Source organism: Vibrio sp. M60_M70 (assembly GCF_037162085.1).
GTDB classification, from domain to species: domain Bacteria; phylum Pseudomonadota; class Gammaproteobacteria; order Enterobacterales; family Vibrionaceae; genus Vibrio; species Vibrio diabolicus.
This window is the reverse complement of sequence record NZ_JARLUL010000001.1, coordinates 1718272-1732810: the sequence shown is the minus strand read 5'-3', so window position 1 is coordinate 1732810 and position 14539 is coordinate 1718272. Positions and strand designations below refer to the sequence as shown.

Below are 14539 nucleotides of genomic sequence, written 5' to 3'. Positions count from 1 at the left end.
TTGGAGTAATTGATAATGCAAAACAAACGTGATTCTTATAACCGTGACGATCTACTTGCTTCTAGCCAAGGGGAACTGTTTGGGCCTGGTTACCCTCAGCTTCCTGCGCCAAACATGCTAATGATGGATCGTATTACTAAAATGTCTGAGACAGAGGGCGATTTTGGTAAAGGTTTGATCTTGGCAGAATTGGATATTACTCCAGATTTGTGGTTCTTTGATTGCCACTTCCCTGGTGATCCAGTAATGCCTGGCTGCCTTGGCCTTGACGCGATGTGGCAACTTGTTGGCTTCTTCCTTGGCTGGGTTGGCGGTAAAGGTAAAGGTCGCGCTCTAGGTGTTGGTGAAGTGAAGTTTACAGGCCAAATCCTACCGACGGCGAAAAAAGTAACCTACGAAATCCACATGAAACGCGTCGTAAACCGTAAACTGGTAATGGGTTTGGCTGACGGTCGTGTATGCGTAGATGGCAAAGAAATCTACGTTGCGAAAGATTTGAAAGTTGGTTTGTTCCAAGACACTTCAAACTTCTAATCACGACTTTAATCGATTTATAAAGGCTCCTATTTAGGGGCCTTTTTGTTTGCCTAGTCTATAAATGTAGAAAAGGCTCCGTAGAGCCCTTTCGAATCCTTCTTTTTGTATGTGGAGAGTTTATTTGTAGAGACCAGATTGTCTTTCATCTCTGGCATCACGCCAACCACCTAACCAATACGACCGAGCATCAACTTGTTGATATGGGCAAGCCTCTTGAGACCTTCCATTCAACCCAGCTTTATAGCCTTGAGATTGAGCTCGTTCTAGGCGATCACGCTTTTGTCTCTTCATAGTTAATTCCTCATACAGGTCCATTTACTAACGTACAGCTGTTATTGTGAAACTTTGATGGAGTTTTTATGACTCCACTTATAAGAATCGATCAAGTTGAGTGATTTCTCAAGGCATAAAAAAAGCAGAGGCTCAAATGTGTGAGCCTCTGCTTGATTTAAAAATTACTGACGATTTTTGACTATTTTCTACGGAACCCAAACAATCCAAGCATGGTCAAAGCTAACCAACCAAGGCCTGCACCTTGACGCTCTGTTGTCGTTGAGTCAACGCTTCGAGACACAATGTCCTTCTCAGTCGCACCTGCAATAGGCACCAATTTTACGGCTACGATTTGTTCATCAGAACTACATGTCGCATTGTTTGCTGTTGTACTGTAACCGCCAGCACATTTCATCGCGGTACCAGAAATCACACCTGCATCGTTGATATCGGTTGCGTCAAGAATACGGAACTGGTTGTTTTGTTCAGAGTAGTCACCGCCATTAGTCAAACTATCTAGGAACCAAGCTTTTCCATTAAATAGTGTTGAAGCACGTTCACTAGTCTCACCACCTACACTATATGGGTAGATAAAACCGCGCTTACGACGTGGCTTACCATCGTCTTCACGCGTCGTTTCCGCATCAAGTTGTCCGACAATTTCATTGTAAGAGTTGATCCCGCCCATCTTACCGCCCGCACCGCTGAAGAAAATTCCGGTACTAGGGTAAAAAGCGTTAATAGAATCCTTACGAACATCATTTACGATAAAGAGACGATTTGGAGCAGAGCCCGTTGGCATTAGATATCCGCCGGAACGTTTTGCTTCACCAATAGCAACAAAATTTGAGTTAACATCGGTTAATCGTGAGTTTGTATGAACCGTATCATCACCTTCACGCTGTCTAGCTCCTACAACAACTTTGTTTTTCCAAGTTGCGTTTTCAACGCTACCTTCTGCCTCTAGTGTTCCGACAAAAACAGTAGCATTCAGATAGTTATCATCACTGTATGTGTTGTAACCCACGCCGTAAACCGTTGTTCCATCTGTGACAAGGTCACGCATGCTTCCTTGAGCCAGTCTTTCTCCATCTTTAGATGTGCCACTTGGCCAAGCCAACTCACTGACGGTTCCACTTTGATCCCAAATAGCTGCTTTCGATGTGTGGTGAGCGCCATTGGTATTGCTTGCCGTTCGAGATACACTACCAACGGTAAAAGTGCCATCGGTTTTCCAAGCGTGGCTTTGCACAACGCTTGCGTCGTTATCACCTGTAACAAAATTTGGTTCAATAGGTGCTACGACTGTATTTCTTGTTTCCAGTGTCGACTGGTTTTCACTGCTGACTTTACTTTGATTACCGACAGCGGCACCATCTTCGGTAAGCTGATTGATAACATTGTTATATTCATTTTTATAAGCAGCAGAATCGCCTTCTACAAATGCTAACGCATTAGAAGTAAAGTCTTTACTACGCTCTTTGTTCCATGGGGTCCAGTTTACAGAAGCCCAAGAGTCACAAGTAGAATAGCGAAGCTGGTTATAACAGTAACGTTCAAAATCTTTGAGTTCTTGGATGTAATAAAAGCCCGCGTCCAATCCAAATGGAATTTCCTCACGATAGCTGTTCCCATCCACGGCTTGTGTCGCTGAAATCGGTGTTGTGCGAGTTTCCATCGCAAGCTTAAATTGGTCTGGTGTACAGTTTGCTGCTGCATCAAAACAGCCCAAAGCGAAAGGGGAACCTGTTGAAGGATCTGTACCCGCATCACCTTGCTGAATTGCAACGCCGTAAGCCGTTTGGTAGTCACCGTTTGAACCATGATCCTGAGGTGAAACCTCAACCACTTGATACAATGCCGCCTGTGCGTTCATTGTGGTACCAACCATCATCGCAATGGCGGTCAATTTGAATTTATTACTACAATTCATTGAATTCTTAACTATCCTGTTGCATTGCTTCGAGTTCTTCCCATCTCTCGAATGCGTTTTCCAACTCCTGCTCTAGCGCAGCAAGCTGTTCCAATACCGGCTGAGTTTGCTCTACAGGTTTAGCAAAGAACTCTGGATCGTTCACTTGCTCCTGAAGGCCCTCGATATCCGACTCTAATTGTTCTAGTTTAGCTGGTAGAGCTTCTAATTCTCTTTGCAGCTTATACGATAACTTCTTCGAGTTGTTCTTAGGTTGAGTTGTTTTGGGAGTTTCCTCAACCACTTTTTCTCTTTTCGCTGGCTTTTCAACCGCTTGACGAACCGCCAATACCTGTTCACGCTGTTGTCTTGCATCGTGATAACCACCAACAAACTCTTCAATCACTCCGTTCCCTTCGAAGATCCAGCTTGTGGTAACGGTATTATCAACAAACTCTCGGTCGTGGCTAACTAAAAGCAATGTGCCCTGATAGTTGGCAAGCATTTCTTCTAAAAGTTCCAACGTTTCGATATCCAAATCGTTGGTTGGTTCATCAAGAATAAGTAAATTGTTTGGTTTCAACAAGATACGAGCTAGCAGTAATCGGTTTTTCTCACCACCAGAGAGCGCCTTAACCGGGGTTCTTGCGCGCTTAGGTGCAAATAAGAAGTCTTGAAGATAACTCAGCGCATGACGCTGACGTCCCCCAACCATTACTTCTTGTTTCCCATCCGCTAAGTTATCGATCACTGTCTTTTCTGGATCCAAAATCTCTCGGTACTGATCAAAGTACGCGACTTCTAATTTTGTTCCGCAGTGTAAACGACCAGACTGCGCTTCCAATTGCCCTAATAGCAATTTAAGTACCGTACTCTTACCGCAGCCATTTGGTCCGATAAGTGCAATACGGTCACCGCGCATAATGTTAAAGCTAAAGTTGTCGACGATTGTCTTGCCTTCGTAAGCAAAAGATATGTTTTCTGCTTCAAATACAATTTTCCCTGAACGTGAAGCATCATCGATATTAAGGTTAACTTTGCCTTGGACATCCCGGCGATCGCGACGCTCTTCACGAAGTTTCTTCAATGCGCGTACACGACCTTCATTTCGAGTTCGGCGTGCTTTAATGCCCTGCCGAATCCAAACTTCCTCTTGAGCAAGCTTTTTGTCGAATTCAGCATTCTGCATTTCTTCAACGCGGAGCATCTCTTCTTTTTCTTCTAGGTAGTTGTCGTAATCACCAGGGAAAGAAGCCAATTGCCCGCGATCTAAATCAACAATGCGTGTTGCCATTGATTTGATGAACGCACGGTCGTGAGAAATAAAGATGATCGAGCCTTTGAAGTCTTTTAAGAAGTTCTCTAACCATTCGATAGTTGTTACATCAAGATGGTTTGTTGGCTCATCAAGAAGTAATACATCAGGGTCACAAACCAGCGCGCGAGCTAAAGCGGCTTTACGTTGCCAACCACCGGATAAATCGGTCAGTTTAGTTTCTGGACTTAGTTTTAAAGCACCAAGTACGTTCTTAACACGGTCATCAAAACGCCAAGCATTAGAATGGTCAAGCTGCTCTTGAACCTTGGCTAAACGGTTGATGTTTTTCTCACTCGGGTCTTGAGCAACAAGATCGAGAAGATCGTGATAGATCTTCAGTTGTTCGCCGATTTCAGCCAAACCGCCAGATACGTATTCGTAAACCGTACCCTCTTGATTACGCGGTGGATCTTGTTCAAGTCGAGAAACAACGACGTCTTGAGTGATTTGAATCTTGCCGTCGTCCAACAAAATGTCGCCGGCAAGCACTTTCATTAACGTGGACTTACCTGCTCCGTTGCGACCCACTAAACATACGCGTTCGTTTTCTTGAAGAGCGAACTCCGCTTTGTCCAGTAATGGGTGGTCACCAAATGCAAGTTGTGCGTTATGAATGGTAAGTAATGCCATTATTATCCAACCAATGTGTGAGTTGTTCTAAGTCAAACGGCCAGTTCAACTCAGAATCTTGATACTTTAATACGGGTATTGTGACGCCGTAACGAGAAAACAGTGCATCATCGAACGCAATATCAATGATATCTGTTTGCTCGGCCAAACCAATTTGGTCTACTAGAGCAAATGCCATCTCACAAAGATGGCATCCCTCCGTGCTATACAATATCAGCACGTATTAATCCTTTTGTTTATACTACGCGTGCGTTATTAGCCAACAGTTATGAATCTGTTTATTACGCGCAAAATCTAATGGTAACGTTTGAGAAGAAATATTCTGAGCCTTCAAACCAAGTTCGGCCAGCGACTCTTCATCCATCTTGAAGTGGCGCTTGTTATTCGAGAATACGATAGTGCCTTCACTTCTTAGTAAACGTTTAAGATTCTTCATCAGTTTAATGTGGTCACGTTGTACGTCGAATGATGTTTCCATACGCTTAGAGTTAGAGAACGTAGGTGGATCAATAAAGATCAAGTCGTACTCACCTTTCGCGTTTTCTAGCCATTGCAAACAGTCTGCTTGTTCATAGCGATGCTGACGTCCTACACAGCCGTTAAGCTGCATATTGTCTTTCGCCCAGTTCAAGTAGGTATTTGACATATCAATAGTCGTTGTGGAACGAGCGCCACCAACCGCTGCGTGAACCGTCGCACTCCCAGTATATGCAAACAAGTTTAAGAAATCTTTACCTTGCGCCATTTCACCTAAGCGACGACGAGTGATCTTATGATCCAAGAACAAGCCAGTGTCTAGATAGTCATGAAGGTTTACGATCAGCTTCACACCGTACTCGTTTACTTCAAGCGTCTCTGATACCTGACCTAATTTTTGGTATTGGCTGCGACCCTTCTGCTTTTCACGAACTTTAAGTACAACTTTGTTCGCCTCTACACCTGTTACCTGAATCGTTGCACGAATAATATCCGTTAGGCGACGTTTTGCTTTTTCTTCTGGAATGTTTTTTGGCGCAGCATACTCTTGAATTACGATTTGATCGCCGTATACATCTATCGCCACATTGTATTCAGGAAGGTCAGCGTCATAGATTCGGTAGCAATCAAGCTTCTCTTTACGAGCCCACTTGCCAATCTTGCCAATGTTTTTCTTTAAACGATTTGAAAAGTCTGGTGCGATTTGAACATTAGTATCAGCCCCCTTCACTTCATCAGCACTGCGCTCTGCAATACTGTAGTTCTTTTGGTGACAAGGTAACGCACCATTATTCAATTTAAACTGTTTATCAGCTCGCATACGAAGACAGCTCAGAAGCTCGTCTGAACTCGAGAAGATAGAGGCTTTACATCCACCAAACTCAGATTTTAGCTGTCCACCAAATGCGGTGTAGAGCGCAATTAGCCCCGGCTCAGTTCCTAGACGTTCACCGTAAGGTGGGTTTGAAACGATAACACCGTGTTCGAATCCTGCAGGACGAGTAATAGTTGCAGCATCACCTTGCGCAAACTCAATCAATTCTTCAACGCCTGCTCTGCGCGCGTTTTCTTGAGCAACTTTTAATACTTTAGGGTCGTTATCGAAGCCAAAAAACTTAGCGTCAACTTTCTTGACACCTCGTCTAGCTTGAACATTAGCCTCTGATTTAATCTCTGCCCAAGTCTCTGGTTCAAAGTCTTCCAACACTTCGAAACCCCATTGCTTTCGCTTAACGCCAGGAGCCATGTTGGCAGCCATCATCGCAGCTTCAATAAGCAAAGTACCAGAACCGCACATTGGATCGAGTAATGGTTGATGCCCATCCCAGCCACAACGCATGATAATCGCAGAAGCAAGCGTTTCACGTAACGGGGCACGACCCGACTCTGGTCGGTAGCCACGTTGATGCAAACCACTGCCTACCATATCGATCCCAAGCAACGCTTTATCTTTATGCAAACGAACGTGGATACGAACATCTGGGCGTTCTTTACTGATGTTGGGACGCGGCAAACCTTTATTTTCAAAGCAATCTACGATGCCATCTTTGACTTTCATCGCACCGTACTGGCTATTTCTGATCTCACGGTTTGTGCCGTTAAAGTCCACAACAAAACGTTTAGAGCTATGAAATTGGTTAACCCAGTTAATAGCAGATGTAGATAAATACAAGTCCATGTCGTTGTTACACGTGAACTCAGATAAAACACGTACAAATCGAGACGCTAAACGGCTCCACAAACAACAGCGATAAACCTGTTCGTTTGTCGCTTTAAATTTTACGCCTGCCTGTACTGGTTTCGCATTTTCAATGCCTAGTTTAGTCAGTTCTTCAACAAGCAAATTTTCCATGCCATTTGAAGTTACCGCGAGATATTGATTCATAGTGTTCTTTCGCTGATAAAAAATGGCTTCAATTATACCTGACTTTACGATCAATGCCTCGTTTTTAAAGGAATTTCCCCACCTGTTAGTTCAAATCATCACCAACAAAATGATCTGAAACTTTCAACATCTTTAATTTGAGTGTTTTTTATTCACGAACGAAATTTTGTTACCTTGGAAAGAAGTGAATACTTATTTACATTGATTTTGGTATATACCAGGACATAGTTATTGATGTAAGTTACTTACATTTTTGCCTTATAGGGGAATAAATGGGGTCATTTTAAGCGCTAGGTTGCCTAGTTAAGGGAGTCATCAGATTGAAATAAGTAAAATAAAAGTGACCAGCTTCATGTTTGCATGCATAGAAAACATACCGTTTCATGGCTGATGGGGCTCTAGTATCAAAGGAAAGGACAAAAAAATCGACCTAACGAGGTCGACTAATGCAAACAAAGGAACGAAATAAAGAAAAAATTAAACAGGTTTACCCCACCATTGCCATAGGGGTTATTGCAAAGAGGTGATTTGCACAAGCCATGCGGTCATGCATTACTTTAATCGGCTGCCCAAACTGAAGCGCCTTATTGCCATCAAGCACAAACGCTTCTTGGTTAACATAAGCACATAAGCTCGACGTCTCGCCTGGTTCTAACACGATGAACATGCCATCAGAATATTGGTTTGTTAGAAAGACCATGTCCCCTTCTTCAGGCTCGTAACCTGAGGACTGTGCGTCAAAGAACCAGCTTTTAGGCTGTACAGGTTTATGAAAGCGCTTTGCTGCAACACAATACAGTGTTAACTCAGCTTGGCGGTATTCGCTGATGTCGAGGCATCGAATACGTTCATTAAACGTTTGGAATGCACTGGCGTCATCAACGGTAAATTCATTGTTTGAGAAGGCACAGTTAACCAACAATTTTCGGGATAAATTGGTTTGGAAAATCATTTCCTCCCCAGATCCAGCATTAAGCAAGCTTTTTGCTCGTCAAAATACCAATTCCATTTGTCGCTGGGTTTAAGCATTATTCCGTTCTCTCTTGACTAGTTAAATCAGTGGTAAAGAGGTAAGACGCTTAATTACCTACTCGTGATTTTTAAATTTTACAAACGAACGGATAAAAAAAGAGGAAACAAAGTCCTCTTTTTTATGTAATAGCTACTGATTTTTCAGTGGTTTTTGATGTGTATGTTAAAGGTTCTTAACAATATCACGTACTAGGCCTGGGCCGTGGTAAATAAAGCCGGTGTAGACTTGAACAAGTTTAGCGCCTGCCATCAGCTTTTCTTTGGCTGCAACATAGGAATCCACACCACCAGCACCGATAATTGGAAGTTTGTCTCCTAGCTCTTCATGAAGCTTACGTACGACTTCCGTAGAGCGTGATTGCACAGGGCGACCACTTAAACCACCTGCCTCATTGGCGTGTTTCATTCCTTCTACGATCGTGCGATCCAGAGTTGTGTTAGTCGCGATCACACCATCTATATTGTTTTTCAATAAAGAATCGCAGATTTGGCAGATTTCTTCGTCACTCAAATCAGGCGCAATTTTTAATGCTAGCGGGACGTATTTGTTGTATTTCTCTGAAAGTTCCGCTTGTTTCGCTTTTAATTCAGAAAGTAGTTCATCAAGCGCTTCACCATATTGAAGTGAACGAAGACCCGGAGTGTTTGGTGATGAGATATTAACCGCAATGTAGTCTGCGTACTCATACACTTTCTCCATACAAATCAGGTAGTCCTCTGCCCCTTTCTCAATTGGTGTGTCTTTGTTTTTACCAATATTAATTCCGAGAACACAGTTGAATTTTGCTTGCTTTACATTCTCGACCAAATTATCAACGCCTAGGTTGTTAAAGCCCATGCGATTGATGATCCCTTCAGCTTCGACTAAGCGAAATAAGCGTGGTTTATCATTCCCTGGTTGCGGACGAGGTGTTACTGTGCCAACTTCGACAAAGCCAAAGCCCATGGCATCAAATGCTTCAATGCATTCACCGTTTTTATCTAAGCCAGCCGCAAGACCTACTGGGTTACGGAATGTTAGTCCCATACACTCAACTGGACGAGTTGGTAATTGTTGGCGGTAGAAGAGATCAAGTGGTGTGCCGTTAAAGCGTTGGAAGTTCTTGATTGCAAGATCGTGTGCCTTCTCGGCATCGAGTTGGAAAAAGCCAGTTCTGGCTAGACGGTAAAGCATTGTGCCTCCGAAAGAAAAAAGCCCCGTATAAACGGGACAATATTATTTACTGTTTTTCATCGTAATTCAATGAAAATGAATGTATTAAGTAAAAACCTATATCTTTCTAATATTTTCAAATATAAAACAAACAATTAGAGTAAGATTTCAACAATAAAATTTATAACTAACCACCCTAAAGCAATCGATTTCAGCCTATTTTAACTTCCCCACACCGTTACGCTGTAACACAATCAGCGCTATAATAGAAACGATGAGCAACAAAAAAGCCTCGCTAAATAACGAGGCTTTTACTTACAATTTGACTAACTCATCTACTCTTTCGACGAACAGTTGAGATTCAAGAGTACTAATTCTCGAAGTGCTACAGAAAACTTAGCAAATTCGTGGACAGAGCCAACTTTGAACTCATTCAAGATGCTTTCCCAACGGTGCAGTGATTGCTCGTTAGTTTCCATCCAATCTTCTAACGCTTTCATCACGTCTAGCTCTTCCGTTGCACAGCCGCAATTTAATACCTGAGCCGTAAGTTGACGTTGTTGCCAGTCCAGATCTTCTCGGAATGCAGCTCTTGCTAGTGCCTGCCAGTTATTATCAACGGCTTGGCTGTTAATTTGCTTCAAGAACCAGTGTAACGACAAACGGTCACCCAAGTTAAAGTAGAGCTTCGATGCTTGCTCAACCGTTTTACCTGTTTCACTCGCCACTGATGAGATATCCAGTGCAGATTGTAGGCTGGATAAACGAGCGACTTGATGTGCAAGTTTCTCTTCTACCCCTTTCTCAATCCACCCTTGAGCAAGTTCATTGTGTTCTTCTACTTCAGACTCAACCAGCATAGTGTCTAAGGTTTCAGTGATAACATTGACATCTTGCTTGTAGATAGCAATCAGCTCACCAACTGTGCATTTACCACTGCGGTTGCGAAGCAACCAACGTGCAATTCGACGTAGTGCTCGACGAACATAAAACATGATTTCGTACTGAGCTTGAGCTGTGGCGATATTATCGAGTTCACGAGTCTGCTTAAGAATTGCTTCTAGATCGAAAATTTCACGAGCCGCACTGTATGCGTTAGCAACATCGACAACACTTGCACCGGTTTCTTCTTGCAAACGAGTGACGAAATTACAGCCCATTTCATTAACCATCTGGTTAGCCAATGCTGTAGCGATAATTTCAGCTCGCAGTGGGTGATTAACCATTTGATCTTTATAGTTACGTCGTAACGCACTTGGGAAATATTCAACAAGCTGTTTCGCATGGAATTCATCATTCGCGATTTCATCCGTAACAAGTTGCTGTTTAAGTACCATTTTACCGTAGGCAACTAACACTGATAGCTCAGGGCGAGTCAGACCTAGTCCCTGTTTTTCACGCTCGATTAGCGTTTCATCATCAGGGATGTATTCGAGAGCACGATCCAAGTACCCTGCTTTTTCCATGGTATGGATGAATCGAATTTGTTCCTTAACAATGCCAACACCTTGCTGTTCAGTAACGGAGATCGACTCAGATTGACGGTAAGCATCATCTAAGACAATTTCACCCACTTCGTCTTCCATAGACTCTAGAATTTGGTTGCGTTGCTTAACCGTAAGATCGCCATTTGAAACCAGTCCATTAAGGAAGATCTTGATGTTGACTTCATTATCCGAACAGTCAACGCCACCCACGTTATCAACGAAGTCTGTGTTCACTCGGCCGCCAGTCAGTGCGTATTCAATACGACCAAGCTGAGTCATACCCAAGTTACCGCCTTCGCCAACCACTTTTGCTCTTAAGTCACGGCCGTCAATGCGCAGCATGTCGTTAGCACGGTCACCAACATCCGTATGAGTTTCTGTCGATGCTTTAACGTAAGTGCCGATACCACCATTCCAAAGCAGATCGACTTTCATTTTCAAGATCATCTTAATCAGATCGTTAGGCGCTAAAGATGCTTTCTTAGTCCCTAACATTTTCTGAATTTCTGGCGTTAGTTGGATCGATTTTGATCGACGAGAGAAGATACCACCACCTTGAGAGATCAAATCTTTATTGTAATCTTCCCAGCTTGATCTTGGCAGATTAAACAAGCGGTTACGTTCTTCCCAGCTGGTGGCTGAATCTGGATTTGGATCAATAAAGATGTGCATGTGGTTAAAGGCAGCTTGCAATCGAATATGCTTCGATAACAGCATACCGTTACCGAACACGTCACCTGCCATATCACCTACACCGATTGCGGTAAAGTCAGTGGTCTGGCAGTTGATGCCCATTTCACGGAAGTGACGCTTAACAGATTCCCAACCACCTTTTGCAGTGATACCCATCGCTTTGTGGTCGTAACCATTTGAACCACCTGAAGCAAATGCGTCACCTAACCAGAAGTCGTACTCTGCAGAAACAGAGTTCGCTAGATCTGAGAATGTTGCTGTGCCTTTATCTGCAGCCACTACTAGGTATGGGTCATCTTCGTCATGGCGCACAACGTTTTGTGGTGGCATGACTTCACCTTCAATGATGTTATCTGATACATCAAGTAGCGCACGAATAAATCGTTTGTAACAACGTTGGCCTTCAGCAAAAATCTCATCACGGGTTGTGAGAGATGGCTGGCGTTTACAAACAAAGCCGCCTTTTGCACCCACAGGTACGATAACGGTGTTCTTAACTTGCTGAGCTTTTACGAGACCAAGAATCTCTGTACGGAAATCTTCTTGACGGTCTGACCAACGTAAACCACCACGAGCCACTTTTCCGCCACGAAGGTGAACACCCTCAATATCTGGTGCGTACACAAAGATCTCGAACGCGGGTACAGGCTGCGGAATCTCTGGAATATCGCTCGGTTTCATTTTCAAAGATAACCAAGGCTTAGGTTGCTTGCTTTCGTCTAATTGATAGTAGTTAGTACGAAGTGTCGCCATGATCATGTCGATGTAACGACGAATAATACGATCATCATCCAAGCTCTCTACACGATCCAACTGCTCTGTTAGCTTTTTAATCAGATCGTTTTGGCCTTTTTCACTGCCTTTGTGTTTCGGATCGAATCGCTTGGTGAACAGCTTGACTAGACCTGTTGCTAAGTCTGGGTAGTGGCTTAGCGTGTCTTCGATGTATTGTTGACTGAATGGGAAACCGACTTGGCGCATGTATCGAGCATAAGCACGAAGAATGGAAATCTCACGCCCAGATAGCGACGCACCTAGTACCAATCGGTTAAAACCATCACTTTCAAGGTTGCCTGCCCAAATTGCGGCAAATGCTTGTTGGAAACGATCACGAGCCTCACGAAGATCAACTGTTTTCTCGCTCTTATGCAGCATAGAGAAATCAAGGATCCAGAATGTCTGTCCGTTGTTTTTCTCGATCTCATACGGTGATTCACCGATCACTCGCAAGCCAAGGTTTTCAAGCATTGGCATTACGTCAGAAAGATGGATTGGCTCATCGCGATGGTATAGCTTCAAACGAACAGCTTTTGAATCCGCCCCCTCTTCTTGAGGTCGGTAGAACAACATGCCAAGTTTATTATCATCACTTAACGCTTCTAAGCGTTCAATATCTGCAACCGCAGAACCTGGCATCATGTCCTCTTTGTATGAGCGAGGGAACGCACTCATGTATTCTTTTGAAAGAGGAAGGCCTTTGCTTTCACCAAAGTTAGCAATGATGGATTCTTTTAGTCTGTCATCCCAAGAGGTAGAAACTTCCATTAGGTTTTGCTCGATCTTTTTCACGTCTACGTCAATGTTGTTATTGTCTACACGAACAATGTAATGTGTTCTCGCTAGTGGGCTTTCTGAGAAGAACGTTGTAAATTCAACCTCTTGCTCGCAACCAAAGTACTGCTTAAGAATGCGTTGAGTTTGACGACGTAACTCTGTGTTGTAACGATCTTTAGTGACATAAACCATGCAGCTAAAGAAACGACCAAATGGGTCCTTACGAACAAACAAACGCAGTAGGTCACGATCTTGCATTTGTACAACACCCATACCCACCTCAAGCAACTCTTCTTCATTTGCTTGGAGTAGTTCATCGCGTGGGTAGTTTTCTAAGATATTGTGCAATGCTTTGTATGAATACGATCCGTGACGGTATCCGCTCGCTTCAAGGATACGGTCCACTTTTTCACGGATCAGAGGGATGCTTTGTACCGCTTGGTTATACACGGCAGAGGTATATAGACCAGTAAAGCGATGCTCGCCTATTACTTTACCGTTTTCATCAAACTTCTTAATACCGATGTAATCAGTATAAGCTGGACGGTGAATACGAGATGCTTTGTTACCTTTTGTGATAATCAGAGCGTATGGCTTTTTCGCTTCTAACCGCGCAGAGTCTGAAAGCTCAGATAGCTTGACGCTACGTACACGCTTGTCATCAGCAAATAGACCAAGTCCTTTCTCTTTAGCAGGAACAAGCTCGGTATCACCATTGACTTCTTCTAAGTCATAATCTTTGTAACCCATAAAGGTAAAGTTATGATCTTCTAGCCAACGAAGAAATGCGATCGTTTCGTCCATACGATCCGTTTGGATAGAAACACGATCTTTATTTTTCTCAAGTTCATCAGTCACAAGCTTAAGCTTATCAACCATTTGCTTCCAGTCATCAACGACTAAACGAGTGTCAGATAGAATTTTTAACAGCTCTTCTTTAAGCGCTTGCATCTCTTCTTTACTAGTAAGGCGGTCTACCTCGATATGGAACAGTGATTGAAGAACACCACCCTCACCGTTTACGTCGGTAACTTGGCCTTTTTTATCACGCTGTATCTGTGTTGGGTTGTTTAACATTAGGTGGCAAACAAGGTCCAAACGCGCTAAAGCCATTTTGACTGAGTCCACTAAGAATGGACTATCTGGAACAACAATTTCTACGATTGTGTGTGTGGATTGCCAGCCTTGACGACTTACGGTCGGGTTAAATACTCGTACCGAAATCTCTTCTGGTTTTTTTTCATTGATATGGTGCCAAAGGCTGACGACAGCACCATAAAGATCGGATTCGTTTCGCTGAATCAGGTCATCATCAGCAATGTTACTGAATAAGTGTTGAGCAAGTTTAGTTACAAGCGTTTGGTGAGAAAGCTCGAGTTTGTCTTGAATCAGTTGGTAAACTTTTTCAAGCAGAACCGGCACTACATTTTCACGCGCGGTCATATTCACACTCCACATTAGAATTGTTGTTTTGTAGGGGGACTTAGTAGCTAGGTTGTTACCTTAGAAACTAAGCATAGGTAATGCATGTGCCCATTGTAAAAGCATAATTACAAATGTTTAACAACTAATCGTGGTGGTAAGAGGT

General features: G+C 43.2%; 8 protein-coding genes and 1 pseudogene. 1 reads left to right on the top strand and 8 read right to left on the bottom strand.

Annotated features, from left to right (window positions below):
* Window positions 1-15 precede the first annotated feature (15 nt).
* A complete protein-coding gene (gene fabA / locus P4S59_RS07980; protein ID WP_005396499.1) occupies window positions 16-534 on the top strand; it encodes a bifunctional 3-hydroxydecanoyl-ACP dehydratase/trans-2-decenoyl-ACP isomerase in 519 nt (172 codons plus the stop codon).
* 120 nt (window positions 535-654) lie between these two features.
* On the opposite strand, the gene rmf is transcribed toward fabA, so the two are convergent.
* The 8 genes and pseudogenes from rmf to P4S59_RS07940 form a co-directional block, all read right to left on the bottom strand.
* A complete protein-coding gene (gene rmf, locus P4S59_RS07975) occupies window positions 655-828 on the bottom strand; it encodes a ribosome modulation factor (protein ID WP_005377453.1) in 174 nt (57 codons plus the stop codon).
* 181 nt (window positions 829-1009) lie between these two features.
* Window positions 1010-2743: a DUF3466 family protein gene (locus P4S59_RS07970; RefSeq protein WP_065646475.1), complete on the bottom strand. Its 1734-nt coding sequence runs from the start codon at window positions 2741-2743 to the stop codon at window positions 1010-1012.
* Window positions 2744-2750: 7 nt separating this feature from the next.
* Window positions 2751-4670, bottom strand: a complete 1920-nt coding sequence (locus P4S59_RS07965) for an ABC transporter ATP-binding protein (RefSeq protein WP_104974095.1) — start codon at window positions 4668-4670, stop codon at window positions 2751-2753.
* Window positions 4648-4890: a glutaredoxin family protein gene (locus P4S59_RS07960; protein ID WP_074190119.1), complete on the bottom strand. Its 243-nt coding sequence runs from the start codon at window positions 4888-4890 to the stop codon at window positions 4648-4650. Before P4S59_RS07960 ends, P4S59_RS07965 begins: the two co-directional genes overlap by 23 nt.
* Before the next feature lie 21 nt (window positions 4891-4911).
* Complete coding sequence (gene rlmKL / locus P4S59_RS07955) at window positions 4912-7032, bottom strand: bifunctional 23S rRNA (guanine(2069)-N(7))-methyltransferase RlmK/23S rRNA (guanine(2445)-N(2))-methyltransferase RlmL (RefSeq protein ID WP_337168206.1); 2121 nt, start codon at window positions 7030-7032, stop codon at window positions 4912-4914.
* A 487-nt stretch (window positions 7033-7519) separates the two neighbouring features.
* Window positions 7520-8061: pseudogene (locus P4S59_RS07950) on the bottom strand (cell division protein ZapC).
* Between the two features lie 166 nt (window positions 8062-8227).
* On the bottom strand, window positions 8228-9238 hold the full coding sequence (gene pyrD, locus P4S59_RS07945) for a quinone-dependent dihydroorotate dehydrogenase (protein ID WP_337168205.1): 1011 nt from the start codon (window positions 9236-9238) through the stop codon (window positions 8228-8230).
* A 314-nt stretch (window positions 9239-9552) separates the two neighbouring features.
* Window positions 9553-14394: an NAD-glutamate dehydrogenase gene (locus P4S59_RS07940; RefSeq protein ID WP_337168204.1), complete on the bottom strand. Its 4842-nt coding sequence runs from the start codon at window positions 14392-14394 to the stop codon at window positions 9553-9555.
* Window positions 14395-14539 lie beyond the last annotated feature (145 nt).

Excerpts from the sequence above, each read along its gene's own strand:
- fabA (WP_005396499.1), top strand. The coding sequence starts at position 16 with ATGCAAAACAAACGTGATTCTTATAACCGTGACGATCTACTTGCTTCT.
- rmf (WP_005377453.1), bottom strand. The coding sequence starts at position 828 with ATGAAGAGACAAAAGCGTGATCGCCTAGAACGAGCTCAATCTCAAGGC.
- P4S59_RS07970 (WP_065646475.1), bottom strand. The coding sequence starts at position 2,743 with ATGAATTGTAGTAATAAATTCAAATTGACCGCCATTGCGATGATGGTT.
- P4S59_RS07965 (WP_104974095.1), bottom strand. The coding sequence starts at position 4,670 with ATGGCATTACTTACCATTCATAACGCACAACTTGCATTTGGTGACCAC.
- rlmKL (WP_337168206.1), bottom strand. The coding sequence starts at position 7,032 with ATGAATCAATATCTCGCGGTAACTTCAAATGGCATGGAAAATTTGCTT.
- pyrD (WP_337168205.1), bottom strand. The coding sequence starts at position 9,238 with ATGCTTTACCGTCTAGCCAGAACTGGCTTTTTCCAACTCGATGCCGAG.
- P4S59_RS07940 (WP_337168204.1), bottom strand. The coding sequence starts at position 14,394 with ATGACCGCGCGTGAAAATGTAGTGCCGGTTCTGCTTGAAAAAGTTTAC.